This window comes from Aminobacter sp. P9b, assembly GCF_045345995.1.
GTDB lineage: Bacteria > Pseudomonadota > Alphaproteobacteria > Rhizobiales > Rhizobiaceae > Aminobacter > Aminobacter niigataensis.
The window spans coordinates 1,812,022-1,837,796 of record NZ_CP150082.1 but is presented as its reverse complement, the minus strand read 5'-3'; the positions used below and the strand labels follow the sequence as shown (position 1 = coordinate 1,837,796).

The window sequence follows — 25,775 nt, the reverse complement described above, 5'->3', positions numbered from 1 at the left end:
TTCAGGGCTTCGGGGCGTCAAGGCGACCCGAGGCCCTTTTTCTATTCGCTACTCCCTATTCGCTATTCGCTCTTCTTTCACAGCCAACCGTTCTTCTTGAAGCGCCAATAGAGCACCGAGCAGATCGTTGCGATGGCGACAAGCACGGTGGGATAGCCGTAACTGAACTGCAACTCCGGCATGTCGGCGAAGTTCATGCCGTAGATGCCGGCAAGAGCGGTCGGAACGGCGAGGATGGCCGCCCAGGAGGCGAGCTTCTTGGCAATCGCCGTTTCCTGGCTCTGGCCGACGAGAAGGCTCGCCTCGAAGGCGAAGGCCAGCACCTCGCGCAAATTGTCGACCTTCTCCAGCACGGTGCGGATGTGATCGGTGACGTCCCGAAACAGCGGATGCATGGCCGGGCGCAACTGCGGCAGGTCGGCGCTGGTGAGCCTGCGGCAGACCTCGACCAGCGGCCCGGCGGCATTGCGCAGGCGCAAGAGGTCGCGGCGCAGCATGTAGAGCCGCTCGATGTCCTTTGATGTCATCGGCCGCGCCAAGACGCCGTCCTCGATGCGGTCGACCTCTTCCTCGATCTGCTCGAGCACCGGCATGTAGTTGTCGACGATGAAGTCGAGGATGGCATAGAGGATGAAGTCCTCGCCCTTGGCGAGCGCACTGGGGCAACTCTCCCAGTGCTGGCGCACGGCGGCATATGAGGTCGAGACGCCGTGGCGAACGCTGACGATGTAGCCCTTGCCGACAAACATGTGCGTTTCGCCGAAATTCACCCGCCCCTCGACCAACTGTGCCGTGCGCGCGACGATGAACAGCGCATCGCCATACTGCTCGATCTTCGGCCGCTGGTGCGGGTGCTCGGCGTCTTCGATCGCGAGGTCGTGGAGATGGAACTGCTGCTGGACCCGCAACAGCAGCTCTCGGCTGGGCTCAAGCAGGCCGATCCAGACGACGTGCCCTTCCCTTGCTGCCCAGTCGCCGGCTTCCTCGATGGCGATGTCGGCAATGCGGCGCCCGCCAAGATAGACGCTGGAGGCGACAACCCCGTCCTCCAGTTCAGCGCTCTTGTCGAACTTCCTGGCAAATTCGGTCATGCTGCACCCCTGCGAGGCCGCCTGATCACGTTCCTAGTCTAGACCTTCCGCACGCCGGGAAGAAGGGCCTGCCTCAGCCGGACTTGCCATCGTCGGTGAGCGTCACGCCGTGGCTCCTGTCTTCCTTGGGCCGTTCCGGCGGCATCTGGTCGCCGGTGACGATGTAGTAGATCGTCTCGGCGATGTTGGTGGCATGATCGCCGATGCGCTCGATGTTCTTGGCCACGAACAGAAGGTGCGTGCAGGGCGTGATGTTGCGCGGATCTTCCATCATGTAGGTCAGAAGCTCGCGGAACAGCGAGGTGTACATGGCGTCGATCTGTTCGTCGCGGTCGCGCACAATGCCAATGCGCTCGACCGAGCGCGACGCGTAGACGTCGAGCACGTCCTTGAGCTGGGTCAGCGCCAGTTCGGCCAGCGCCTCCAGGCCGCGGAACAGGCTGTTCGGTTGCCGGCCCTCGGCCACCGCTGCCACACGCTTGGCGATGTTCTTGCCGAGGTCGCCGACGCGTTCGAGATCGGCCGAGATGCGGATCGCGCCGATGATCTCGCGCAGGTCGGTCGCCATCGGCTGGCGCCGGGCGATGACCAGGATCGCCTTGTCGTCGATCTCGCGCTCGGCCTCGTCGAGCAGCAGATCGTCCTGGACGACCTTCTGGGCCAGGGTGTGGTCGGCATTGACGAGCGCATTGATCGCCTGATCGACCATGCGCTCGGCCTGCCCGCCCATTGCAGCAATTTTCCTCGCCAGAAATTGCAGTTCTTCGTCATAGGCCCGGACAGTGTGTTGCGTAAGCATCGGCGAACTTCCTGGAATGTGCGCGGAATCGTGATCCTGAATCCGCACTCATAGGCTAACGACATGACGGAAAAAAGAAATGGGCAAGGATCGCAACTTGCGAGTTGCCGCAGGGCCTGCAGGAAGCGGGCAGATCGCAGTCAGGCGACGGGGAAATGGACGGTGAAGGCCGAGCCCTCGCCCAGCTTCGAGCGGATCGACAGGCGCGCGCCATGCCTGGTCAGGATATGCTTGACGATCGAGAGACCCAGCCCCGTGCCTTTGTGGGCGCGGCTCGTCTCGACGTCGACCCGATAGAAGCGCTCGGTCACGCGCGGAATATGCTCGTCGGGGATGCCGGGGCCGAAATCGCGAACCGTCACCTCGATCTCCGGCTGCGTTCCTTCCGCCAACCGCTTCATCGACACCACCACACGACCACCCGACTGGCCATATTTGCAGGCATTTTCCAGAAGGTTCTGGAACACCTGGAACAGCTCGTCGCGATCGCCGTGAACCTCGAGCATATCTTCGGCGAAATCGCGTTCGATCACCACGCCGGTCCCGGCTGCCAGGGGCGCAAGCGAGTCGATGACCGCCTCGACTGTCTGGCGCAGGTCGACGCGCACACCGGGCTTGAGATAGGGCTTCATTTCCAGCCGCGACAGCGAAAGCAAATCGTCGATCAGGCGCGCCATGCGCCCGGTCTGGTTCTGCATGATCTGCAGGAACTGGTCGCGTGCGTTGGGATCGTTGCGGGCCGGTCCGCGCAGCGTCTCGACGAAACCGGCGATGGAGGCCAGCGGCGTGCGCAGTTCATGGCTGGCATTGGCGATGAAGTCGGCGCGCATGCGGTCGATCCGGCGCGCCTCGCTCTGATCCTTGAAGGCAAGCACGAAAAGGCCGGTACCGCGGCCAACCGCCGAAGCCGTGACGCGATAGACGCGCTCGAACGGCACCCGCTCGACATAGTCGGCCGTCTGCGCCGTTCCCTCGCCGCCAAGTACCGCCTCGATCAGCGCCTGCATCTCGGGAGCGCGGAATTTCAGCAGCACGGGCAGTGGGGGCCTGATGGCGCCGAAGGCGGTTTCAGCCGCCTCGTTGGCGTGGACCACGGTGCCGTCGCGGCCGAAGATGATCAGCGGCTCGGCGACCGCCGCGGCGAGTTTTTCGCCCGACAGCCTGTCGAGCGGCGAGCGTTCGACGCGGGCGCTCGCTTCAGCCATGCGACGGGCAGCCGGGGTGCGCGGTGCTATGAGCGCGACCAGCACGAGCGCGACGATAGTTGCGGCAGTGAACCCACCCGAGGCTCCCCCAAAAAGGCGGACGGCAAGGACGGCAAGGATCGCCGCGGCAAGCATCCAGCGGTTCTGGTAGAGCCGACCGGCGGTGAGCTTCGCCGTGCGCCTTGTCCTCGTCTGGGTGCTGGTCTCAGCCATACGAACTTTTCCGCGGCGACGCGCGCCCTCAAGAAGCCTCTGGACCGCTTCCTAGCCACCCAATAGCATGACTTGCCAAGCTGGAAAGGTGCCGTGACCATGAAAAAAGACAAGGAAAGCAAGAAGGCCGAAGCCGGCCATGCGGCTCCGACCGCGGATGCGGCACCGAAAGCCGGCCCGGTCGAGATCAAGATCGGCAAGGACGAGCGCACCTTCGACATCAACGACCCCAACCTTCCCGACTGGATCGACAAGAAGGCGCTTAAATCAGGGAACTACCCCTACGACGACAAGCTGCCGCAAAAGGAATACGAGCAGACGCTCGAGCATTTGCAGGTCGAACTGGTCAAGCTGCAGGCCTGGCTGCAGGCCACCGGCAAGCGCGTGCTGGTGTTGTTCGAGGGGCGCGACGCGGCCGGCAAGGGCGGCACCATCTCTGCGGTGCGCGAATACATGAACCCGCGCACGGCGCGCAACGTCGCGCTGACAAAGCCCACCGAGACCGAACGCGGCCAATGGTACTTCCAGCGCTATGTCGCACAGTTCCCGACGGCCGGCGAATTCGTCACCTTCGACCGCTCCTGGTACAACCGGGCGGGCGTCGAGCCGGTGATGGGTTTCTGCACCCCCGAACAGCACCGGCAGTTTCTCGACGAGACGCCCCATTTCGAACAGATGATCGTCAACGAAGGCATCCACTTCTTCAAGTTCTGGCTCGACATCAGCCAGGAGATGCAGCTCAAGCGCTTCCACGACAGGCGCCACAGTGCGCTGAAAGGCTGGAAGTTCTCGCCGATGGACATCGCCGGCATCAGCAAATGGGACGACTACACCAGGGCGATCGAACTGATGGTCGACAAGACCCACACCAAACACGCGCCATGGATTGTCGTGCAGGCCAATGACAAGCGGCGCGGACGGATCGCCGTCATCCGCCACATCCTGCGTGCGCTGGCCTATGACGGCCGCGACCTCGACGAGGTCGGCCGGCCCGACGGCAAGATCATCGCCGAGGGCCTGAAATTCCTGAAGGATTGAAGCTCAGAACGCCCGAGCCTTGCGATGCGGCGTCTTCGCCCAATGGTGCGGACGCCGCCAGAGCTCGTAGAGCGCACACCATGCCGCCCATGACAGCATCGTCCAATAGACCGGCGTGAACAGGCACAGCTTCCAGAAGCCGCGCCGGTCCCTGGGCTTGAGCACCAGCCAGCCGAGGAACAGGAAGGCGCCATAGCCGAGCAGGATGCTGATGACGTCGAAGGCGACGAGATAGGACTGCCACAGGCTCATCGGCACGTCGAACAGCACCTGTACGGCCAGGCCCAGCAGCATCGCGATCAGCACCAGATGCAGCAGCGACGACAGCACCATGCCGGCAAACAAGATCTGCGTGACGACGAAAGAAACGAGCGGCAGTTCAGAGGCCAAGGCGCTTGGCTCGCGCATATGCACCAGCCAGGTCTGTATCCAGCCCTTGAACCAGCGGACGCGCTGATTGTGCCACGCGACAAGGTCCTCGGGGCCATCCTCGCGGGTCGCGCAGGACAGCGTCTCGCAGCGGTAGCCATGGCGGGCCAGACGCAGCGCAAGGTCGGCGTCCTCGGTGACGTTGTAGGGGTCCCAGCCACCGACCTCGTCGAGCACTTCGCGACGGAAGTGGTTCGACGTGCCGCCCAGCGGCAGCATGATCCGGTTGTGGGCGAGCCAGGGCAGAAGGCCGCGAAACAGCGCCGCATATTCGAAACCGAACATGTTGGCGATCAGGCCGGCACGCCGGTTTGCGATTTCGAGCGGCGCCTGCAGGCACGCCAGTTCGCGGCCGGATGCCTCGAAGCGCCGCCAGGCCTCGGCGAGCTGCATCGGGTGAGGCCTGTCTTCGGCGTCGTAGAGCACGACCAGTTCACCGCGCGCCAGCGGCAGGGCATAGGACAGGGCCTTGGGCTTGGTGCGTGGCAGCGATGGCGGCACCAGCACGACTTCGATGCAGGCGCGCAAAGAGTGGGCCCTGATCGCCGCGATGGTCTCGGTATCGTCCGCCTCGCACACCAGCTTGATCTCGATCTTGCTGCGCGGCCACTGCAGCATGCCGAGCCCGACGAGCAGGTCGGGCACCACGTCGGCCTCGCGGTAGAGTGCAACCAGCACCGAATAAACCGGCAGGTCGGGCGAAAGCGGCAGCGAGATCGGCATCTGCACAACGGGCGGACGCGCGATCGCGGCGATGGCGCGCAATGCGGAGCAGGCGATGAAAAAGGAAACCAGCAACAGGTGCAGGGCAAAAAGTGCCAGCATCGGCACGGTGGCGACGGCGAAAGGCAACAACACCGTCAGCATGCCGAGGCTGTAGGTCTGCCACGGCCAGAACACGTTGCGTGCCGAACAGTCGGGCCTGTTGTCGTGGAGATTGCCCACCGCAAATCGCGTCAGCATCGGGCGAGAGCGCTCCAGCAAGGCTTCCCGCAGTAGCGATGGTGCCGCCACCTTGATGCGCATCCGGAGATCCGGGCTGGCTTGGCAGCGCTGCTTCAGCAGGCGCCAGCCCGCCTGGTCCGGCGCAACAATCCCCGTGTGGCGTCCCGGTGCCTCGCACAGTCTGGCAAATATTGCCCGGCCGGTGCGGTGGAATTGCGCCCAACAGGCCTCGTCGGTCATCAGCAGCCGTTGCGGATCGATCGAGGTCAGGCATTGGATCCCGATCTCGTCGGCCATCGCCGCAAAAAAGGCCTGCTCCGGGACCTCGCCGGATGCCAGCAATTCCGTCTGGAAGGTCGTGCCATGGAAGGCCGCGCGCGAAGCGAATGCGAGGCGTTTTGCGAGCGGAAGTCCGAGCCGATCAAGTGCTGGCTGCAACTCCGGCAAGTTCGCCAGCGCAAGTTCGTAGACACCGTGGCTGTTGTCGTTGGCTTCTGTAAGGAAAGTCTGTTCGGGAGAGCCGACAGAAAAAGAGGGGCGGATGGCTGCGTGACTGGAGTCCGTCGCAACCATCACGCACCCACGGCCTGCGAGCCGCAAATTTGGATACTTCGATAGTCATCGAACCATGCCGCACCGACTGCTTGACGCAGCCTGCACGTTCGCGTGCATCCCCCCCGCGGCGACCGGTCCAGTCTCATTGCAACATCCCCAGTGCTGCAACTAACCCCGCGGCAATAATGCATATCGCCACCCCGGACGCTATGCTCCAAACGGGTGAGACTCTCCTCGGTCAATATATCATGATATATCTCTTGCGAAATTCAGCTGCTTCGGATTGCGCTGCTGCACAATTGCTTTTCCTGGCCGCCTTCACGCGCTAAAGCTCTTGCCAACCATTCAGAGTCCAGCGCATCCATCCGGATGCGGAAACGCTCTGTGAGAGACGTCGAACCACATCGTCGCTTGCAGGAGCGACGCGTCAGCCAGGGCCGGAGCGCACTCATGAAACCCGCACCGCAGTTGCTTGCGTTCGCGTTTTCGCTCGCAGCATTGCTTGGCCCGGCCAAGGCAGCCGAACCGCAAGTGCCGGTGTTGTGGGACAGCAAGGAGCGCCTGCAGAAGCCCGACCTGTCGACGCTGCCACGGCTGCGTTTCCTGACCACGACCGATTTTCCGCCCTTCAATTTCATCGACAAGAGCGGCAGGCTGTCGGGGTTCCATATCGACCTCGCTCGCGCGGTCTGCGCCGAACTCGGCATTGCCGAGAAATGCCAGATCCAGGCCCTGCCCTGGGCCGAACTCGACGGCGCGCTGAATTCGGGCGAAGGCGAGGCCATCATCGCCGGTGTGCCGGCGACCGCGGCGACGCGGGAGAAATACGCCTTCTCGCGGCCCTATCTCCAGTTCCCGGCGCGCTTCATCATGCGCAAGGCGCAAGCCGTCAGCGAGCCGCTGGTCGACAAGCTGCAGGGCAAGCGCGTCGGCGTGCTTGCCGGCTCGGCGCATGAGCGCGTGCTCCGCGACTATTTCGGCAGTGTGAAGGTTGTGACCTACACCAAGCCGGATTGGCTCAATGCCGACCTCAAGGACGGCAAGCTGGATGCTGTCTTTGGCGACGGCATGCGCCTGTCGTTCTGGCTTGCCGGCACGGATGCCGCCGGCTGCTGCCGCTTTGCCGGCGGTCCTTACCTGGCGCCGGAATATCTCGGCACCGGCCTGGCGATCGCTGCCAAGCCGGACAACGCGGCCCTTGCGACCGCCTTCGACTACGCGCTGCACGAGATCTCGGCCAAGGGCACCTTCGCCGAACTCTATCTCAGGTATTTCCCGGTCAGCTTCTTTTAGCTGACGCCGTCAGGTCAGCGTGCGATGGCGCGCCTTGGTGGCGCGTTCGATCGCTGCAAGCGTCAGGGCGTCGACGCTGAGGTGCTTGCGCAAAAGCTGCAGCACGCGCACCTCCTCCATGCGCATCTCGAGATCGACCGAGGCAACCTCGAAGGCGGCCGCATAGGCGGTCTCGTGCAGCCGTTCGGGGATCACCCGCCTTGCAGTGTCGAGGATATCGTCGAGGCCGTTGTCGGCATGCAGCATCATCTGGCAATCCTGCGCCACCGCAATCAGGCGCTTGGCGTCGAAATCCAGGAAGATCGGCCATGTCCTGACCACCTCGCCGATCCGCGCCAGCTCGACATCGGTCATGTCGCGGTCCGATGCGGAGGTGACGACCATCAGGTAGATCAGCGCCTCGTGGGCGGTCGGCATGGGCATGAAATTCTCCAGAACGGGGTTGAATGCCACCAGAACTTAGGAACGCCGCGGCCCTCCCGCAACGAAAAATGGGCGGAATCGTTGACGCCCGCGGCATGCACGCATAGAGCATGGCCGTCTTCGGCGGAATTTCCGCCCAAATAAAAAGGGCTCTCGACATGACGAGATCAAACTCAATAGATCTCAACCCGGAAATCCTCGCGGCGGCTGCCGAAAGCAAAGCCTGGCCGTTCGAGGAAGCCAAGAAAATCGTCGAGCGCTACAAGAAAACCGGCCTTCCCGAGACCGTCCTGTTCGAGACCGGCTACGGCCCTTCGGGCCTGCCGCATATCGGCACGTTCGGCGAGGTAGCGCGCACCACGATGGTACGCCATGCCTTTCATGTGCTGACCGAAAACAAGGTCAAGACCAGGCTCCTGTGCTTCTCCGACGACATGGACGGCATGCGCAAGATCCCGGAGAACGTGCCGGACCGCGCCTTCCTCGAGCCGCACCTGCACAAGCCGCTGACTGCCGTGCCCAACCCGTTCGGCGGCGACTATGCCAGCTTCGGCGATCACAACAACGCGATGCTGCGCCGCTTCCTGGACACCTTCGGCTTCGACTACGAGTTCGCCAGCGCGACCGAGTATTACAGGGCAGGCAAGTTCGACGCGATGCTGCTGCGGGCCGCCGAGCGCTACGACCAGATCATGGCCGTGATGCTGCCAACGCTCGGCGAGGAGCGCCAGGCGACCTACAGTCCGTTCCTGCCGATTTCGCCCAAGAGCGGCCGCGTGCTCTACGTGCCGATGAAGCACGTCGACGCCAAGGCCGGCACGATCACCTTCGACGACGAAGGCACCGAAACCACGCTGTCGGTCACCGGCGGCAAGGTCAAGCTGCAGTGGAAGCCGGATTTCGGCATGCGCTGGGCAGCCCTCAACGTCGATTTCGAGATGTTCGGCAAGGATCACCAGACCAATGCGGTGATCTACGACCGCATCTGCAACCTGCTCGGCGGGCGGGCGCCGGAGCATTTCGTCTACGAGCTGTTCCTCGACGAGAACGGCCAGAAGATCTCCAAGTCGAAGGGCAACGGGCTGACCATTGACGAATGGCTGACCTACGCGCCGACCGAAAGCCTCGGCCTCTACATGTACCAGCGGCCGCGCCAGGCCAAGAAGCTCTATTTCGACGTCATCCCGAAGGCGGTGGACGAGTACTACAGCTTCCTCTCCGCCTATCCCCGGCAGGCATGGAAGGAACGCCTGGGCAATCCGGTCTGGCACATGCATTCGGGCAATCCGCCCGTCGTCGACATGCCGGTGCCGTTCTCGATGCTGCTCAACCTCGTCAGCGCCTCCAACGCGCACGACAAGGGCGTGTTGTGGGGCTTCATCTCGCGCCATGCGCCCGGCGTGACGCCTGAGACGCATCCGGAACTCGACAAGCTGACCGGCTATGCCGTCCGTTACTTCGACGATTTCGTGAAGCCGACGAAGACCTTCAGGGCGGCCGACGACGTCGAACGTGCGGCACTGGAAGCGCTGGAGAAGGCGCTCAGCGCGCTGCCGGCTGGTGCCGACGGTGAAGCCATCCAGAACGCCTCGCTCAATGTCGCCCGCCAGATCGAGCGCTACCAGGACCACACCAAGCAGAGCCCGGAAGGCGGCCCCGGCGTATCCGGCGCCTTCTTCCAGATGATCTACCAGGTTCTGATCGGCCAGGAGCGCGGCCCGCGCTTCGGCTCCTTCGCAGCGCTTTACGGCATCGCCGAGACCCGGGCGCTGATCCGCAGCGCGCTGGAAGGCAAGCTGGCAGCGTAAGATCGAAATAAGGCCGGCTGTCGCAGCCGGCCTTATTCATTGCGGCGAGCTATTGGTATCCGGCTCCGTCGCAGGCGGCGCCTCGACCTCGGGCAGGCTGGTTCCGCTCGGCGACAGCGTCATTTCGATGCGCTCGGGTGCCGCCCCGAAAATGCCCTTCTTCTCCGCCTCGGCCTTGGCGCCGGCCTCGGCATAGGGGCCGTTGGCGTCCGCCCTGACCCAGCCATTGGCCACCAGCCATTCGCCGACATCCTGCTTGCCGACGCGGCACCTGGCGACGATCACGCCGCGCTCGGCATCGGGCGGCACATCGCAGACCACCGCACGCGAGCGCAGGAAACTGCGGAACGCCGTGCGGGCACGCACGCCGCAGTTCCACTCCTTGCCCTCGAACGAACATTTCTCGCTCGTTTCGACAGCCGTCACGCCCGATATCGCCACGCTGAAACCCTTGGCCTCGATCAGGCCGGCGGCAGAGGCGACCGGCCGGAACAATGTCGTGCCGTCCCAGTCGTCGGGCATCTTCGGCTTCGGCGGCAGGGCCAGGCTCAATTCGCTCAACGGCGCCCGCGGCGCCTCGCGCACCAGCCCGCCCTGCTCAAGCGCTGGCGGCACGATTTCATCTGGCGCCACGGCGCGCGAGAGGGCTTCAGGCTCGGCCTGCGGCGCGGACGGCGCAACGGCAGCCGTATTGCCGTCTTCAGGTGGAAGCGCCTCACCTTCATCTTCAGACGGAAGTCCCTGCTGGATGTCGGCCTCGTCGATGACGTCGACGGACGGCGCCTCGATGGCGGCCAGCCTCTGCCCGCCCAGCGAGACGAGCAAGGTGGCGATGCCGAAACCGGCGGCGGCGATGGCTATGGCTGCGGGGCGCATGGATCCCTACTGGCTCGCCCAGACGATGCGGGCCACCCACTCGACCTCGGCCGTCTGGAAACGCCTGTTGGGGTGCTCGGGGTTCAGCGAAAGCAGTTCGATCACGCCTTGCGTCTGCCGCTCCAGCACCTTGGCCATGACTTCGCCCGAGATCGTCTTGACCACGACGCGGTCGCCCTTGCGCACGGCAGCACCGGGCTCGACGATCAGCACGTCGCCGTTGCGGTAGAGCGGCAGCATCGAGTCGCCCTGCACTTCGAGCGCGTAGGAGTTGTCGGTGGCGCGCGCAGGAAGTTCGATCAACTCCCAACCCTGGCCGGCAGGAAAGCCGGCATCGTCGAAGAAGCCGCCCGCGCCCGCCTGGGCGAAGCCGAGCAGCGGCACGCCCGCCGCCTGTTCGCGGCCCCTCGCCTTGCCGGTAGCCTTCACCGGCTCGACGAAACCCAAAAACTCCTCGAGCGAGGAATTGGTGGCGTCGATGATCTTGGCGAGCGACTCCGTCGAGGGCCAGCGCGGCCTGCCGTCGACGGACTGGCGCTTGGATTTGTTGAACGCGGTCGAGTCGAGCCCGGCCTTCTTGGCGAGGCCCGACGCCGAAAGCGAATAACGCTCGGCGAGAGCATCGATCGCGGCCCAGACACGTTCGTGCGAGAGCATGGCGCCCCCTCAAGACAGGAAAAAATACCTTTCGGCATTTAACCACGCCGGTTGCAATTGTCCACCGGCAAAGCAGGCAAACAGACAACGATCAGCCCATCAGAACAGGCGTCAGCGCTCGAACTTCGCCAACGTCCTCAACCCCTTGTGCGAAGCGATGAATATCCGCTCTTCCTCGCTCACGTCGCGCGGCGCTGCTCCGTCGTAGCCCAGCTCGGCGACAAGATCGTCGATCTGCACGAAGCGCCTATTGCCGCGGTCATAGACCCCGGCACTAGTCATGATAAGGGCCGCCGTCTCGCCGTTGTCGAGCACGAAGCGGTGCTTGCCGATGACTTCGGAACCGCTCCAGGTTTCGATCGAGGACACCACCTCGAAGCTGCGCCACAGCCTGATCTCGCGCACGAACACCGTCTGCAGCCCACCGAGCATCGGCGCCCAGCCGCGCTTGCGGGCGAGCTCGATCAGGCCCGAGCGCATGAAGATGTCGATGCGGCCGACATCGGCCAGCATCATGTAGCGCGCATTGTTGAGATGCATGTTGAAGTCGATGTCGGTCGGCAGACAGCGGAACGACAGCCGGCCCTCATCGCCAAAACGGTAAGGGCCGCGACGGGATGCCGTCGCGGCCATGCGTGCCAGTCTTGCCCAGACGTACATGCTGCGTCAGGCCGCCTTCTTTTCCTCGGCCTTGGCGTAGGGATCGAAGCGCTGGTAGAAGCTCTCGCCCTTCTCGGCCATCTCGATGAGAAGTTTCGGGGCCTTGAACTCGGCACCGTATTTCTTCTGCAGGTCCTTGGCGATCTTGACGAACTTCTTGGCGCCGATGCCGTCGATGTAGGACAGCGCACCGCCCGTGTAGGGCGCGAAGCCGAAGGCGAGGATCGAGCCGACATCCGCTTCGCGCGGGTCGGTGACGATGCCTTCTTCCATCACGCGTGCTGCTTCGAGCGCGATGACCGAAAGCAGGCGCAGCTTGAGTTCCTCGACGTCAACCTTCTCGGGGGCGAGCTGCGGATAGAGGTCCTTGAGGCCGGGCCACAGCTTCTTCTTGGCGGGCTTTGCCGGATAGTCGTAGAAGCCCTTGGTGTTCTTGCGGCCGAGGCGGCCATGGGTATCGACCATGGTGTTGATCAGCGCCATCTGGCGCGGATCAACGGCTTTTTCGCCGAGGTCCCTGATGGTCTGCTTCATGATCTTCTGGGCGAGGTCGACCGCCGTCTCGTCGGTCAGCGCCAGCGGGCCGACCGGCATCCCGGCAGCCTTGGCGGCGTTTTCGATCATCGCCGCCGGCACGCCTTCGATCAGCATCTTGAAGGCTTCCGACATGTAGCGCAGCACGCAGCGGTTGACGTAGAAGCCGCGCGTGTCGTTGACGACGATCGGCGTCTTCTTGATGGCACGGACGAAATCCATCGCAACCGCAAGCGCCTTGTCGCCCGTCTTCTTGCCCATGATGATCTCGACCAGCATCATCTTGTCGACCGGCGAGAAGAAGTGGATGCCAATGAAGTTCTTCGGCCTGGCCGAGTTCTTGGCCAGCGAGGTGATCGGGATGGTCGAGGTGTTGGAGGCAAACACCGCCGACGACTTGATCACGGCTTCCGCCTTCTCGGTCGTGGCTTTCTTGACTTCCGAATCCTCGAATACCGCCTCGACCACGAGGTCGCAGCCGGCGAGATCGGCATAGTCTGCGGAAGGCGTGATCAGCGACAGAAGCTTCTCGCGATCCTCGGCCTTGGCGCGGCCCTTCTTGACCTGGTCGGAGATCAGGCTGTCGGAATGCGCCTTGCCCTTGTCGGCCGCCTCCTGGTCGCGGTCGACAAGCACCACTGGGATACCTGCCTTGGCCGTGACATAGGCGATGCCCGCGCCCATGAAGCCGGCACCGATGATGCCGATCTTCTTGAACTTGGTGTCGGCGATGCCCTCGGGGCGGCGGGCGCCCTTGTTCAACTCCTGCAGCGACACGAACAGCGAGCGGATCATCGCCGCCGCTTCCTTGGTCTGCATGATCTCGGTGAAGTAGCGCTGCTCGATGCGCAGGCCGGTGTCGAACGGCACCAGCAGGCCTTCATAGACGCATTTCAGGATCGCGGTCGCGGCCGGATAGTTGCCATAGGTCTCCCGGCGCAGGATGGCGATTGCCGGCGGCCAGAGGTTGGCGCCCGCCGCCGAATAGACGGGACCGCCCGGCAACTTGAAGCCCTTCTCGTCCCACGGCTGGACCGGCTTCAGGCCGTTCCTGATCATCGCCTTGGCGGTCTCGATCAGCTTCTTCGGCTCGGCGATCTCGTGGATCAGGCCCATGCCCTTCGCCTTCTGCGGCGACAGCGTCTGGCCCGAGGTCAGCATCTGCAGGGCCGACTGCGGATCAGCGAGCCTGGGCACGCGCTGGGTGCCGCCGGCGCCCGGGAAGATGCCGACCTTCACTTCCGGCAGGGCCATCTTGACCTTGTCGGAGTCCGCCGCGACACGGCCGTGGCAGGCCAGCGACAGCTCGAAGGCGCCGCCCATGCAGGTGCCGTTGATCGCCGAAACCCACGGTTTTCCAGAGATCTCGAGCTTGCGCCACAACGCGCCCATGCGGCCGGCATTGTCGAACAAAAGCTTCGCCGCCTTTTCCGGGTCCTTGGCCTTTTCCTTGGCGTAGAGCTTCAGCATTTTCTGCAGCATCGTGAGGTCGGCACCGCCCGAGAAAGTCTCCTTGCCGGAGGTGATGACGGCGCCCTTGATGCCGGCGTCGGCAACGACTTGGTCGATGATCTTGTCGAGCTCGTTCATCACCTCCTCGGTGAAGACGTTCATCGAGCGGTCGGGCATGTTCCAGGTGACGAGCGCAATGCCATCGGCATCGGTTTCGACCGTGAAGTTGGTGTAGGTCATGTCTGTCTCCTTCCGGCCGAAATCAAACGCGTTCGATGATCGTTGCGGTGCCCATGCCGGCGCCGATGCACAGCGTCACGAGAGCGGTGTTCAGATCGCGGCGCTCGAGCTCGTCGAGCACGGTGCCGAAGATCATCGCACCGGTGGCGCCCAGCGGGTGGCCCATGGCGATCGCGCCGCCGTTGACGTTGATCCTGTCGTGCGGGATCTCGAAAGCCTGCATGTAGCGCAGCACGACCGAGGCGAAGGCTTCGTTCAGCTCGAACAGGTCGATGTCCGACAGCTTCATCTTGGCGCGTTTCAGCAGCTTCTCGGTGACGTCGACCGGGCCGGTCAGCATCATCGCCGGCTCGGAGCCGATGTTGGAGAAGGCGCGGATGCGGGCGCGCGGCTTGAGACCAAGCGTCTTGCCGGCCTTCTTCGAGCCGAGCAGCACGGCGGCGGCACCGTCGACGATACCGGACGAGTTGCCGGCATGGTGGACGTGGTTGATTTCTTCCAACTCGGGATAGCGCTGGACGGCAATCGCGTCGAAGCCGCCCATCTCGCCGGGGATGACGAAGGACGGGTTGAGCTGGCCCAGCGACTGCATGTCGGTGGTCGGGCGCATGTGCTCGTCATGGTCGAGGATGGTCAGGCCGTTCTGGTCCTTGACCGGCACCACCGACTTCTTGAAGTAGCCCTTCTCCCAGGCCCTGGCGGCGCGCTTCTGGCTCTCGACCGCGTAGCCGTCGACGTCGTCGCGGGAAAAGCCGTACTTGGTGGCGATCAGGTCGGCGGAAACGCCCTGCGGCATGAACCAGGCCGGAATGCCAACCGAGGGATCCATGAACCAGGCACCGCCCGACATGCCCATGCCGACGCGCGACATCGATTCCACGCCGCCGGCAATGACGATCTCGTCGGCGCCCTGGGCGATCTTGGCAGCGCCGAAATTGATGGCGTCGAGACCCGACGCGCAGAAGCGCGAGATCTGCATGCCCGGCGCCTTGTTGTCGTAGCCGGCTTCAAAGGCGGCCGAGCGCGGGATCACCGAGCCCGCTTCGCCGACAGGATCGACGCAGCCGAAGATGATGTCGTCGACCTGTGCGGTGTCGAGCCCGTTGCGGTCACGCAGCGCTTCCAGCACCTTGGCGCCGAGGCGCACCGCCGGCACTTCATGCAGCGATCCATCCTTCTTGCCCTTGCCGCGCGGCGTGCGCACGGCGTCATAGACAAAAGCGTCAGCCATTTTTCTGCTCCTTGGTTTCCGGACCGGCGGCTCAGAGCGAGCGCGCGATCAGCAACTTCATGATCTCGTTGGTACCGCCATAGATGCGCTGCACGCGGGCATCGCGATACATGCGGGCGATCGGGTATTCATTCATGTAGCCATAGCCGCCGAACAATTGCAGGCATTCGTCGACGATCTTGCACTGCAGGTCCGACAGCCAATACTTGGCCATCGACGCAGTTACCGGATCGAGCCCGCCGGAAATATGACGCGCGACGCAATCGTTGTAGAAGACGCGCCCGATGGTCGCCTCGGTCTTGAGCTCGGCCAGCTTGAACTGAGTGTTCTGGAAATCGAGGATCGCCTTGCCGAAGGCCTTGCGATCCTTGACGTAGTCGATGGTCTCGGCCAGCGCGCGCTCGATCATGGCGATGGCGCCGGTGCCGATCTGCAGCCGCTCCTGCGGCAGCTGCTGCATCAGCTGGACGAAGCCCTGCCCCTCTTCCTGCCCGAGCAGGTTGGAGGTCGGCACGCGCACGTCGTTGAAAAACAGCTCCGAAGTGTCGTTGGCCTTCAGCCCGATCTTGTCGAGGTTGCGGCCACGCTCGAAGCCATCGACCTCATCGGTCTCGACAACGATCAGCGACGTGCCCTTGGCACCCTTGGCCGGGTCGGTCTTGGTAACGACGATGATCAGATTGGCATGCTGGCCGTTGGTGATGAAGGTCTTGGAACCATTGATGCGGTACTGGTTGCCGTCCTTCTCGGCGCGCGTCTTGACGCCCTGCAGGTCGGAGCCGGCACCCGGCTCGGTCATGGCGATGGCGCCGATCAGCTCGCCGGTCGCCATCTTCGGCAGCCACTTCTTCTTCTGCTCTTCCGAGCCATAGTGCAGGATGTAGGGGGCGACGATCGAATTGTGCAGGGCAATGCCGAAGCCATCGACGCCGACATGGCCGATCGCCTCGATGATCGCGCTTTCATGGGCGAAGGTGCCGCCCGAGCCGCCATATTCCTCGGGCATCGAAGCGCAGAGCAGGCCGGCAGCGCCCGCTTTCTCCCAGCTCGCGCGGTCGACCATCTCGTTCTTCTCGAACGCGTCGTAGTGCGGCAGGATTTCCTCGGACATGAAGCGGTGCGCCATGTCGTAGAGCATCGCCACGTCGTCCGCCGCCCAGGCGGGTTTGGGGAGTCCGAGAATTTCAGCAGGATTGGTCATGCTTCCGATCCATTTTTTGCGGCAACGGCGCCGACATCCCCCTCCCCCTTGAGGGGAGGGTGGCCGCGAAGCGGTCGGGTGGGGTCGCCGACCAGTCTACTGGCCTTTTCCCTCACCATTTGCGCGACGTGCCAAGCACTGTTCACTACATCTGGCTCATCAATCCTGAGGACCTTGTAGCCGAGAGATTTCAGATACGCGTCTCGATTTGCATCGTGCCGCTTGCCGCTGTCGGTCTCATGGGTATCTCCATCAACTTCCACAACAAGCTTCAACAGCGGGCAGACAAAATCGACGATGTAGGGACCGATAGGGGCCTGCCGTCTGAACTTGAACCCACCGGCCTTCAGGTCACGCAATTCGTACCAGAGCAGATTTTCCGCCTTGGTCGCATGGTTGCGCAACGACCGCGCCTTCTGGCGCATTTCGAAGCTGACGCGGGTTCTGGGCACTCCACCAATCCTCCCACCTTATCCCGCCAGGCCCGGCGTTGGCGCATGGCCGCGATGACCCCACCCGGCCCTACGGGCCACCCTCCCCTCAAGGGGGAGGGGGTACCTCGGCCTCAATCAGAACGCTTCCGCGGCAAGCGCCATCATCGTTGCCGAACCGGTCGAAAGCCGCGCAAGATGCGCCGCGGTTTCGGGCATGACACGCTCCATGAAATAAAGGCCGGTCACCAGCTTGGTCTCGTAGAAGTCTGCTGACCCGTTGGCGCCTGTCGCGAGCTTGTCCTGAGCCGTCTTGACCATCCTGCCCCACATGTAGCCGAGCGCCACAAGGCCGAAGAGATGCATGTAGTCGGTCGAGGCCGCACCCGCATTGTCGGGATTGCTCATGCCGTTCTGCACCAGCCACATGGTCGCCGCCTGCAGATCATTCAGGCCCTTCTTCAGCGCCTTGGTGTAGGGCGCCATCTGCTCGTCGCCGCGATTGGCCTCGCAGAACTCGCCGACATCCTTGAAGAAAGCCTGCACGGCGCGGCCGCCATTGAGGCCGAGCTTGCGGCCGACGAGGTCGAGCGCCTGCACGCCATTGGCGCCCTCATAGATCATGGCGATACGGGCATCGCGCACGAACTGGCTCATGCCGTGCTCTTCGATGTAGCCGTGACCGCCGAACACCTGCTGCGCCATGACCGCATGCTCGAAGCCCTTGTCGGTGAGCACGCCCTTCACCACCGGCGTCATCAGGCCCATGTGGTCGTCGGCTGCCTGGCGCTCGGCGTCGTCCTCGGAGCGGTGGGCGACGTCGGAGTTGATCGCCGTCCACAGCACCAGCGCCCGGCCGGCCTCGTTGAAGGCCTTCATGGTCATCAGCTTGCGGCGGATGTCGGGGTGGACGATGATCGGATCGGCCTTCTTGTCGGGCGCCTTCGGCCCGGTCAGCGAACGGCCCTGGATGCGGTCCTTGGCGTAGGCGACGGCGTTCTGGTAGGCGACTTCGGAGACGGCAAGGCCCTGCAGGCCGACGCCGAGACGGGCCTCGTTCATCATCGTGAACATCGCCTTCAGGCCGCCATTGGCCTCGCCGAGCAGGAAGCCATGCGCCTCGTCATAGTTCATGACGCAGGTCGAGTTGCCATGGATGCCCATCTTCTCTTCGATCGAGCCGCAAGAGACCGCGTTGCGGGTGCCGGGGTTGCCCGAGGCGTCGATGTTGAACTTCGGCACGATGAACAGCGAGATGCCCTTCACGCCTTCCGGCGCGCCTTCGATGCGGGCCAGCACCAGATGGATGATGTTGTCCGACATGTCGTGCTCGCCGGCCGAGATGAAGATCTTCTGGCCCGAAATCTTGTAGGAACCGTCGCCGTTCGGCACCGCCTTGGAGCGCAGCAGGCCGAGATCAGTGCCACAATGCGGCTCGGTCAGGTTCATGGTCCCGGTCCAGGCGCCCTCGACCATCTTGGGCAGCCACGTGGCCTTTTGCTCGTCGGTGCCATGAACCAGCACTGCGGCGATCGCGCCCTGGGTCAGGCCGGGATACATCATCAGCGCCATGTTGGCCGCCGACATGTATTCGCCGACCGCCGAGTGGACCGTGTAAGGCAATCCCTGACCGCCAAATTCAGCCGGCACGGCAAGCCCCATCCAGCCGCCTTCGCGATACTGGTCGAACGCTTCCTTGAAACCCTTGGGCGTGGTGACAGAGCCGTCGTCGTTACGGACGCAGCCTTCCATGTCGCCGACGCGATTGAGCGGATGCATGACGTTTTCGGCGAGCTTGGCGCCCTCGGCGAGAATCGCCTCCAGCACGTCGGGGCTGGCATCGGAAAAGCCGGCAAGGTTGCTGTAGCGCTCATAGCCGAGCACGTCGTTGAGCACAAAAAGGGTGTCCTGGACCGGCGCGCGGAATATCGGCATTGCTCTTCCTCCAGCAAATGTAACCGGTTCCGGCCAGACGGTATGCGACGGGGAACCGCTTGTCGAACGTCGATTAGCAAAAATTGACGTTTGCGTAAACGTCAATTTTTGCCGCAGCCGTTTTTGGGTGATCGTTACGTCCAGCGGGGCGGGATCGCCGATCCGAAGAGACAACGAAATCGCGCCGATCCCAAACGCAAAACGACCCGGCGAGGTCTCCCTCGCCGGGTCGTTTCAGAAAGCAAAGTCGCCTGGTTAGCTTGCAGCACTTGCCTGAGGCGCGGTGCGCTCGGCCAGCAGTTGGCGAACGACGTCCATATGGTTGTTCAGCTCGCCGATCGCCTCGTCGAGCAGCTGGCGCTGCTTCTGCAGGCGGCCGAGCTGCTTGTCCGACTTGTCCAGCGTCAGGCGCAGCTGCTTGGCGTTGGTACCCGTGGGATCGTAGAGGTCGATCATCTGCTTGACGTCGCGCAGCGAGAAACCGACCTTCCTGCCAAGCAGGATCAGCTTCAGCCGTGCGCGGTCGCGCCGGGTGTAAAGGCGCGTCGCGCCCTCGCGCTTGGGGTTGAGCAGCCCCTTGTCCTCGTAGAAACGCAACGTACGAAGCGTCACGCCGTACTTCTTCGCCATCTCGCCGATGCGGACATAGTCCTCGCCGGAAAGATTGTTTTCATTGGCCGCTACATCGGCGACCGATACAAGCTTCATCATCTGCTTCCGATATCCCCAATTGCGAGCGCGGCGGCGGTGAGCCGGCCATGCTCTGATGGAAGCCGCAGGGGGCGGGGCTTCCGATCATGGTTTCTATGTAAAGGCACTCAAGACGGCGTTCTGCACACGTCTTACGTTTACGTAAATGCTATAACGATGCGGCCTACCCTACGCAAGGGAAATTTGGCCGCTTTCGGCGCCAGGGCGGGAACACAACGTCGCACATTCTTAAGCTTGGTTAAGAGGTTGTTTACCACGTTCGGGGAAATGTGCGCATGTCGGTTCTCCCGTGGTCATCATGTATCGAATTGTTCACGGTTTCGGAGGGCGGCGAATAGCCCCAGGAAGCCAATTCCCGCGCGGCCCTTCGCGACCCCGATCCCGGCAAGGATTTGAGACAACTGGTTCATAGCCAGCACTCTTACCAACGGGCGTTTCGATGAACAGCAAGCGGTCCTATCTCGACAGCCTCAACGACGGCAGGCAGCGCCGCCCGCACGCGTCGCTCGACCAGCTCAACCGGTCTCTCGAAAATCTCGAAGCGCGGCTTGAACGCGCACGCGAGGAAAGTGCCGAACCCTACCGCGACCAGATGCGCCAGGCCCCGGCGGCCGGCTACACGCCGCGCGGCGAATATGGCCGCAGCGCGCCCTACGAACGCCCCTACCACACCATCGTCCGCGACATCGACCGGGTCCGTGGCCAGGAGGACGGTATCGCCGCCGTCGGCAAGATCGCCGGCGAGTTGCGCGCATTGCGCGAAGAGATGCGCCACCAGATGAGCTCCGGTCTGCAGCACGAGTTCGACCTCCTGCGCAAGGACATCGACCGCGCCAGCCAGGCAGGCGTAGCCGGCGCCGAAGCGGTCGAGCTGGGTCACGAACTGGAGCGCCTGTCGGGCGCCATCCATTCGCTCGCCGAACGCAGCGACGACAGAAGCGTCAACACGCTGCGCCTCGAACTGGAACAGGTCCGCCGCTCGCTCGGCGATCTTGCCCGCGAGGAAACCGTGCTTTCCGTCGATCGGCGCTGGGACGATTTCGACCGCCGCTGGACCGATTTCGCCGACCGCATGTCGGCGAGCCAGGATCAGCGCGCCGAAGACCCGGCGCTTGCCGCATTGGCCGGCCGGCTCGAACAGATCAACGATGCCGTCAACAACCTGCCCGAATCGCTATCGCTGCGCAGCATCGAGGAGAAGGTCCGCACGCTGGCCGGTGCCGTCGACCAGTTCGTGCGCCAGCGCGACAGCCACAGCGACGAGATGTTCGGCCTCATCGACGAGCGCCTCGACGAGATCTCGCGCGCCATCGTCGCCTCGACGGTCGCGGCCCAGACACCGCATTTCGACCCCGCGCCGTTCGAGCGTATCGAGGTGCGCATCGCCGCGCTTGCCCACCAGATCGAGGAGATCACCGCCGACCAGCCGACCGCAGAGATCATCGACCGGCTCAATTTTCTGTCCGAGCGCGTCGACGGCATCGCCGCCCGCAGCGACATCCCCGAGCAGGCCGTCGAGCGCCTCGGCCAACAGATCTCGCTGATCGCCGACAAGATCGAACGCACGCCCGCAGCACCCGACGCCGGCCTCATCTTCCAGGGCATCGAACAGCGCTTCGACGCACTTGCCGACGTGTTCGAGCGCCGCCAGGGCGATGCCTTCGAACATGGCAATGCGCTGTTCCGCGAACTCGAAAACCGCCTCCAAGATCTCGGCAATCGCCTCGACCGGCAAGCGGCCCAGCCTGTCGCCGATCAGTCGGGCATCATGGAAGCCATCGACGCCCGCTTCACGGCATTCGCCCAGCGCCTCGAAACCAACCGTCCGGACCCTGCCACCGAGCAGGCGATGCGCGGGCTCGAAGCCCGCCTCGAAGACATTTCCGGCCGCCTCGAAATGTCGGCGGCACAGGTGTCGAGCATCGACCCGCAACTGATCCGCGGTCTTGAGGCGCAGGTCAGCGAACTGACGAACCATCTGGCGCGCCCAGGCTCGCCGCTGCCCGAGTTCGAGGACGTCCGTCCACGCCTCGATGAGATCGAACGCTCCATCGCCGGCAACCACCACGCCCTTGTCGAGGCTGCCCGCCAGGCGGCCGAGAATGCGGTCCGCTCCTTCACCGGCTCGACCACCGACACCGCTGCCGTCACCGGTCTGGCTGAGGACCTCAAGGCGCTCGAAGCGCTTACCCGCCGTTCCGACGAGCGCAACGGCAAGACTTTCGAGGCGATCCACGACACGCTGCTCAAGATCGTCGACCGGCTCGGCTCTATCGAAACCGGCGAACCTGCCGCCGTCGACATCCCGCCGGCTTCCGTCGCCGAATTGCTGTCGCCGAGGATCGTCGAGGCGGAAGCCAAGCTTGCGCTCAGCGAGACGCCGTCGCTCGATCCCGATGAACCTGCACCGCTGCCCGAAGCCAACGCCACCTTCGGCCGCCGCAATGCAGGCGATGACGAACGCGTCACCCGCAGCCCGGCCCAGGCCGCCGCGGAAGCTGCCGCAGCGGTTGCAGCGCTCGACGGCGTGCGCGCCGACAAGAAGGATGCAACACCCGCTAGGACCTCGATGTTCAGCGGCCTGGCTCGCGCCTTCAGCGCCAAGAAGACCAAGCAGCAACAGCCGGCAACCGAGGTCGCCGAGCCGGTCATCGAAGACACGGCCCCGAGCGTCATGCTCGACGCGCCGCTCGACCCCAAGATCGCCAACCGTCCGCTGGAGCCCGGCTCCGGCGCCCCCGACCTCAACGCCATCATGCGCCGCGTCCGCGACGAGCGCGGCGAAACGGCCCGGCCGAACGAGACCGATGCGTCGAAGTCCGACTTCATCGCCGCCGCCCGCCGCGCCGCCCAGGCAGCGGCAGCCGAAGCCGACGCGCTCAAGCGCAGCTCCGATCTCAAAGGCCCGGTGCGCGCACTGCGCATCGGCGATCTCATCAAGTCGCGCCGCAAGTCGGTGCTGATGGCGGTCGGTGCGGTGATGCTGGCGCTCGCCGGCATGCAACTCGGCAAGGCCTTCCTCAACGATCCGGTCGAAACGGCAAGCGTCACCGTCGCACCCTCGGCATCCCAGCCGGTCAAGGTCGCTGCCGCAGCGCCGGCCAAGGCCATCGAAGCCCCCGCAGCCCCGGTTCGTAATGTCGACAAACCCGTGGTCGCCAAGGCACCGGCCGCCGAACCCGACATGGTCGCCGAGACGATCGAAGCGGCCGCACCGGCCCAGGTCGCGCTCGACCACAACAGCACGCAGTCCATTCCGGCGCAGCCGACCGTGACCGAGACGTTCAAGCCGACCAGCACGCCTGCCGCCTTCATGCCAGAGGCGATCGGCCCGACGGCCCTGCGCGAAGCTGCCAATGCAAGCGACGCCAAGGCGCTGTTTGAGATCGGCTCGCGTTACGCCGAAGCCCGCGGCACCAATGCCGACATGAAGGCTGCGGCCCAGTGGTACGAGAAGGCCGCCGAGCTCGGCTTCGCACCGGCGCAATACCGCATCGGCAACCTGTATGAGAAAGGCAACGGCGTCGACCGCGATGCCGCCAAGGCCAAGACCTGGTACCAGCTCGCCGCGGCCCAGGGCAACGCCAGTGCCATGCACAATCTGGCGGTGCTGTTTGCCATGGGGGCCGACGGCACCGTCGACAACGACTCGGCGACGCGCTGGTTCGTCAGTGCCGCCGAACTCGGCGTCAAGGACAGCCAGTTCAATCTCGGCATCCTCGCTGCCAAGGGCGTTGGCATGAAGCAGAACCTCGAGGAGTCCTACAAGTGGTTCGCCATCGTCGCCAAGGGAGGCGACAAGGATGCGGCTGCCAAGCGCGACGAGATCGCCAAGGCGCTCAACCCCGAGCAGCTCAAGCGTGCCGAAGAGACGACCGCGCTCTGGCAGGCCAAGACGCTCGACCCGGCATCCAATGCCGTCGACATCCCGGCCACATGGCAGGATGCGCCGGCGGCCGTCGACATGAAGAAGGCCATCCACAACGTCCAGGCCATTCTCAACAAGAACGGCTACGAAGCCGGCCAGCCTGACGGCATGATGGGCCAGAAGACCAAGGACGCCATCGCCGCGTTCCAGAAGGACAACGCCCTCAAGCCGACCGGCGAGATCGACGGTCCCCTGGTAGAAGCGCTGCTGGCGCGCAAATAATTCACCGTCTCCACTATCAGCAGCCCGCCTTAACCGGCGGGTTAACTGATTGAGATATTTTCATTTCGGGCACGGCGAAGTTTGACTTCGCCGCAATGTCGGCGCAAGTACCCGGTAGCCAACTGGCTCCCAGGGATGGGCGACGGCAATAATTCATTTTGCAGAGACTGACGGGTGGGCATTTATCTCCCGATAGCTGAAATGTCGGTCAATGTGTTCGTGCTCCTGGCGATGGGCGCGGCGGTCGGCTTCCTGTCGGGCATGTTCGGGGTCGGCGGCGGCTTCCTGATCACGCCGCTGCTGATCTTCTACAACATCCCTCCCGCGATCGCGGTCGCCACCGGCGCCAACCAGGTCATCGCCTCGTCCTTCTCCGGCGCGCTCGCCCATCTCAAGCGCGGCACGCTCGACTTCAAGCTCGGCACGGTGCTGCTGATCGGAGGTATCGCCGGCTCGGCAGCCGGCGCCTTCGTCTTTGCGCTGCTGCGCGCCATCGGCCAGCTCGACCTGTTCATCTCGCTGCTCTACGTCGTCTTCCTCGGCACCGTCGGCGGGCTGATGCTGATCGAAAGCGTCAACGCGCTGCGCCTGACCAAGGGCGGCGTGCCGCCGGCGCTGAAGAAGTCGGGCCAGCACAACTGGATCCACCGCCTGCCCTTCAAGATGCGCTTCCGCACCTCGAAGCTGTTCGTCTCGGTCATCCCGGTGCTCGGCATCGGCGCCGGCATCGGCTTCCTCTCCGCCATCATGGGCGTCGGCGGCGGCTTCATCATGGTGCCGGCGCTGATCTACCTGCTCAAGGTGCCGACAAACGTCGTCGTCGGCACCTCCTTGTTCCAGATCGTGGTCGTTTCGGCCTTCACCACGCTGGTGCATTCGACCACCAACCAGACCGTCGACATCATCCTGGCGCTGGTGCTGATGATCGGCGGCGTTGCCGGCGCCCAGTACGGCGCCAAGGCCGGCCAGAAGCTGCGCGGCGAACAGCTGCGCGCCCTGCTCGCGCTGCTGGTGCTGGCGGTTGCGCTGCGCCTCGGCTTCGACCTGTTCGTCAAGCCGCAGAACCTCTATTCGCTGACCGGCGTGAGCGGGCTGCTGTGATGCGGGCGGCGGCACTTCTTGCAGCCCTGTTGCTGGCCCCCGCACTTCCGGCACAGGGCCAGGACGCGGCGCATCCCGAAAGCATCCAGATCGGGCTGTCGACCGACCGCGTTGCCATCACCGCCGACTTCTCGGGCGCAGACCTGACCATCTTCGGCGCGCTCGAGAACGCCGATCCGCTGATCAACCGCCAAGGCCGCTACGACGTCTATGTCGTGCTCGAAGGCCCGGCCCGGTCGGTCGTCGTGCGCCGCAAGGACCGCGTGCTCGGCATGTGGATCAACACCCGCTCAGAGACCTTCGTCAACGTGCCGGTGTCCTATTCGGTGGCGACCACGCGCCAGCCGCAGGACATCACCGATCCCAACAACTACCGCCAGCTGTCGCTGGGCGCCAACAACATCTACATGGAGCCCGAGGACAAGCGCGACAGCCCGCTGACCATCCAGGAGTTCACCGAGGCGCTGCGCGATCGCAAGCAGGCGATCGGTCTCTACTCGGACAATATCGGCGGCGTGCAGTTCCTGTCGCAGAGCCTGTTCCGCGCCACGCTGCACCTCGCCCCCAACGTGCCGGTCGGCACCCACAAGGCGCGCGCCTTCCTGTTCCGCAACGGCATCTTCATCAAGGAAACCTCGGCCCAGCTCGCCATCGTCAAGTCGGGCTTCGAGCAGACCATCTTCCGTTTTGCCACCGACCACGGCTTCGGCTACGGCCTCTTTGCCATCGGGCTCGCCATGCTCACCGGCTGGCTCGGACGGATCATCTTCAGGAAGGACTGAGGGGGGCCGAAGGCA

Annotated in this window: 20 protein-coding genes; 6 read left to right on the top strand and 14 right to left on the bottom strand. The window is 64.1% G+C overall.

Going from position 1 to position 25,775, the window contains the following annotated elements; translation table 11 throughout:
* Nucleotides 1-77: 77 nt before the first annotated feature.
* The 3 genes from WHT83_RS09075 to WHT83_RS09065 all read right to left on the bottom strand — a co-directional run bounded on the left by WHT83_RS09075 (nt 78) and on the right by WHT83_RS09065 (nt 3,308).
* A complete protein-coding gene (locus tag WHT83_RS09075) occupies nt 78-1,091 on the bottom strand; it encodes a magnesium and cobalt transport protein CorA (RefSeq protein WP_108609352.1) in 1,014 nt (337 codons plus the stop codon).
* 73 nt (nt 1,092-1,164) lie between these two features.
* On the bottom strand, nt 1,165-1,890 hold the full coding sequence (gene phoU, locus WHT83_RS09070) for a phosphate signaling complex protein PhoU (protein ID WP_183264048.1): 726 nt from the start codon (nt 1,888-1,890) through the stop codon (nt 1,165-1,167).
* A gap of 140 nt (nt 1,891-2,030) precedes the next feature.
* The gene (locus WHT83_RS09065) at nt 2,031-3,308 is read right to left on the bottom strand and encodes an ATP-binding protein (protein ID WP_406873584.1); all 1,278 of its coding nucleotides are present in this window, start codon (nt 3,306-3,308) and stop codon (nt 2,031-2,033) included.
* A gap of 99 nt (nt 3,309-3,407) precedes the next feature.
* On the opposite strand from WHT83_RS09065, the gene ppk2 reads away from it, so the two are divergent.
* Complete coding sequence (gene ppk2 / locus WHT83_RS09060; protein ID WP_406873950.1) at nt 3,408-4,346, top strand: polyphosphate kinase 2; 939 nt, start codon at nt 3,408-3,410, stop codon at nt 4,344-4,346.
* Between the two features lie 3 nt (nt 4,347-4,349).
* Here the strand turns inward: ppk2 and WHT83_RS09055 are convergent, their stop codons facing one another.
* Complete coding sequence (locus tag WHT83_RS09055; protein ID WP_406873583.1) at nt 4,350-6,293, bottom strand: glycosyltransferase family 2 protein; 1,944 nt, start codon at nt 6,291-6,293, stop codon at nt 4,350-4,352.
* A gap of 432 nt (nt 6,294-6,725) precedes the next feature.
* Between WHT83_RS09055 and WHT83_RS09050 the strand changes: the two genes are divergently transcribed.
* Entirely contained in the window at nt 6,726-7,568 is an 843-nt protein-coding gene (locus tag WHT83_RS09050) for a transporter substrate-binding domain-containing protein (protein ID WP_183264050.1), read from the top strand.
* A 9-nt stretch (nt 7,569-7,577) separates the two neighbouring features.
* Here the strand turns inward: WHT83_RS09050 and WHT83_RS09045 are convergent, their stop codons facing one another.
* On the bottom strand, nt 7,578-7,991 hold the full coding sequence (locus WHT83_RS09045) for a tellurite resistance TerB family protein (protein WP_108610050.1): 414 nt from the start codon (nt 7,989-7,991) through the stop codon (nt 7,578-7,580).
* 158 nt (nt 7,992-8,149) lie between these two features.
* On the opposite strand from WHT83_RS09045, the gene WHT83_RS09040 reads away from it, so the two are divergent.
* Complete coding sequence (locus tag WHT83_RS09040; protein ID WP_183264051.1) at nt 8,150-9,799, top strand: lysine--tRNA ligase; 1,650 nt, start codon at nt 8,150-8,152, stop codon at nt 9,797-9,799.
* Between the two features lie 36 nt (nt 9,800-9,835).
* On the opposite strand, the gene WHT83_RS09035 is transcribed toward WHT83_RS09040, so the two are convergent.
* The 9 genes from WHT83_RS09035 to WHT83_RS08995 all read right to left on the bottom strand — a co-directional run bounded on the left by WHT83_RS09035 (nt 9,836) and on the right by WHT83_RS08995 (nt 19,724).
* Nucleotides 9,836-10,675, bottom strand: a complete 840-nt coding sequence (locus tag WHT83_RS09035) for a thermonuclease family protein (protein WP_406873582.1) — start codon at nt 10,673-10,675, stop codon at nt 9,836-9,838.
* A 6-nt stretch (nt 10,676-10,681) separates the two neighbouring features.
* On the bottom strand, nt 10,682-11,332 hold the full coding sequence (locus tag WHT83_RS09030) for a helix-turn-helix transcriptional regulator (RefSeq protein WP_406873581.1): 651 nt from the start codon (nt 11,330-11,332) through the stop codon (nt 10,682-10,684).
* A 111-nt stretch (nt 11,333-11,443) separates the two neighbouring features.
* A complete protein-coding gene (locus WHT83_RS09025; RefSeq protein WP_406873580.1) occupies nt 11,444-11,992 on the bottom strand; it encodes a thioesterase family protein in 549 nt (182 codons plus the stop codon).
* A gap of 6 nt (nt 11,993-11,998) precedes the next feature.
* On the bottom strand, nt 11,999-14,218 hold the full coding sequence (locus WHT83_RS09020; RefSeq protein ID WP_406873579.1) for an FAD-dependent oxidoreductase: 2,220 nt from the start codon (nt 14,216-14,218) through the stop codon (nt 11,999-12,001).
* A gap of 22 nt (nt 14,219-14,240) precedes the next feature.
* Entirely contained in the window at nt 14,241-15,449 is a 1,209-nt protein-coding gene (locus WHT83_RS09015; protein ID WP_108609369.1) for an acetyl-CoA C-acetyltransferase, read from the bottom strand.
* A 31-nt stretch (nt 15,450-15,480) separates the two neighbouring features.
* Complete coding sequence (locus tag WHT83_RS09010; protein WP_108609370.1) at nt 15,481-16,650, bottom strand: acyl-CoA dehydrogenase family protein; 1,170 nt, start codon at nt 16,648-16,650, stop codon at nt 15,481-15,483.
* Nucleotides 16,647-17,102, bottom strand: a complete 456-nt coding sequence (locus tag WHT83_RS09005) for an endonuclease domain-containing protein (protein WP_406873578.1) — start codon at nt 17,100-17,102, stop codon at nt 16,647-16,649. Before WHT83_RS09005 ends, WHT83_RS09010 begins: the two co-directional genes overlap by 4 nt.
* A gap of 117 nt (nt 17,103-17,219) precedes the next feature.
* Nucleotides 17,220-19,016: an acyl-CoA dehydrogenase gene (locus WHT83_RS09000; protein WP_318762558.1), complete on the bottom strand. Its 1,797-nt coding sequence runs from the start codon at nt 19,014-19,016 to the stop codon at nt 17,220-17,222.
* 255 nt (nt 19,017-19,271) lie between these two features.
* Complete coding sequence (locus WHT83_RS08995; RefSeq protein ID WP_108610051.1) at nt 19,272-19,724, bottom strand: MerR family DNA-binding transcriptional regulator; 453 nt, start codon at nt 19,722-19,724, stop codon at nt 19,272-19,274.
* A gap of 442 nt (nt 19,725-20,166) precedes the next feature.
* Between WHT83_RS08995 and WHT83_RS08990 the strand changes: the two genes are divergently transcribed.
* The 3 genes from WHT83_RS08990 (at nt 20,167) to WHT83_RS08980 (ending at nt 25,760) form a co-directional block, all read left to right on the top strand.
* Entirely contained in the window at nt 20,167-23,877 is a 3,711-nt protein-coding gene (locus WHT83_RS08990; protein WP_406873577.1) for a peptidoglycan-binding protein, read from the top strand.
* Between the two features lie 174 nt (nt 23,878-24,051).
* On the top strand, nt 24,052-24,978 hold the full coding sequence (locus WHT83_RS08985; protein ID WP_108609374.1) for a sulfite exporter TauE/SafE family protein: 927 nt from the start codon (nt 24,052-24,054) through the stop codon (nt 24,976-24,978).
* Entirely contained in the window at nt 24,978-25,760 is a 783-nt protein-coding gene (locus WHT83_RS08980; protein ID WP_406873576.1) for a TIGR02186 family protein, read from the top strand. The genes WHT83_RS08985 and WHT83_RS08980 overlap by 1 nt, the downstream gene beginning before the upstream one ends.
* The last annotated feature ends 15 nt before the right edge of the window (nt 25,761-25,775 follow it).

Excerpts from the sequence above, each read along its gene's own strand:
- WHT83_RS09075 (WP_108609352.1), bottom strand. The coding sequence starts at position 1,091 with ATGACCGAATTTGCCAGGAAGTTCGACAAGAGCGCTGAACTGGAGGAC.
- phoU (WP_183264048.1), bottom strand. The coding sequence starts at position 1,890 with ATGCTTACGCAACACACTGTCCGGGCCTATGACGAAGAACTGCAATTT.
- WHT83_RS09065 (WP_406873584.1), bottom strand. The coding sequence starts at position 3,308 with ATGGCTGAGACCAGCACCCAGACGAGGACAAGGCGCACGGCGAAGCTC.
- ppk2 (WP_406873950.1), top strand. The coding sequence starts at position 3,408 with ATGAAAAAAGACAAGGAAAGCAAGAAGGCCGAAGCCGGCCATGCGGCT.
- WHT83_RS09055 (WP_406873583.1), bottom strand. The coding sequence starts at position 6,293 with ATGGTTGCGACGGACTCCAGTCACGCAGCCATCCGCCCCTCTTTTTCT.
- WHT83_RS09050 (WP_183264050.1), top strand. The coding sequence starts at position 6,726 with ATGAAACCCGCACCGCAGTTGCTTGCGTTCGCGTTTTCGCTCGCAGCA.
- WHT83_RS09045 (WP_108610050.1), bottom strand. The coding sequence starts at position 7,991 with ATGCCCATGCCGACCGCCCACGAGGCGCTGATCTACCTGATGGTCGTC.
- WHT83_RS09040 (WP_183264051.1), top strand. The coding sequence starts at position 8,150 with ATGACGAGATCAAACTCAATAGATCTCAACCCGGAAATCCTCGCGGCG.
- WHT83_RS09035 (WP_406873582.1), bottom strand. The coding sequence starts at position 10,675 with ATGCGCCCCGCAGCCATAGCCATCGCCGCCGCCGGTTTCGGCATCGCC.
- WHT83_RS09030 (WP_406873581.1), bottom strand. The coding sequence starts at position 11,332 with ATGCTCTCGCACGAACGTGTCTGGGCCGCGATCGATGCTCTCGCCGAG.
- WHT83_RS09025 (WP_406873580.1), bottom strand. The coding sequence starts at position 11,992 with ATGTACGTCTGGGCAAGACTGGCACGCATGGCCGCGACGGCATCCCGT.
- WHT83_RS09020 (WP_406873579.1), bottom strand. The coding sequence starts at position 14,218 with ATGACCTACACCAACTTCACGGTCGAAACCGATGCCGATGGCATTGCG.
- WHT83_RS09015 (WP_108609369.1), bottom strand. The coding sequence starts at position 15,449 with ATGGCTGACGCTTTTGTCTATGACGCCGTGCGCACGCCGCGCGGCAAG.
- WHT83_RS09010 (WP_108609370.1), bottom strand. The coding sequence starts at position 16,650 with ATGACCAATCCTGCTGAAATTCTCGGACTCCCCAAACCCGCCTGGGCG.
- WHT83_RS09000 (WP_318762558.1), bottom strand. The coding sequence starts at position 19,016 with ATGCCGATATTCCGCGCGCCGGTCCAGGACACCCTTTTTGTGCTCAAC.
- WHT83_RS08995 (WP_108610051.1), bottom strand. The coding sequence starts at position 19,724 with ATGAAGCTTGTATCGGTCGCCGATGTAGCGGCCAATGAAAACAATCTT.
- WHT83_RS08990 (WP_406873577.1), top strand. The coding sequence starts at position 20,167 with ATGAACAGCAAGCGGTCCTATCTCGACAGCCTCAACGACGGCAGGCAG.
- WHT83_RS08980 (WP_406873576.1), top strand. The coding sequence starts at position 24,978 with ATGCGGGCGGCGGCACTTCTTGCAGCCCTGTTGCTGGCCCCCGCACTT.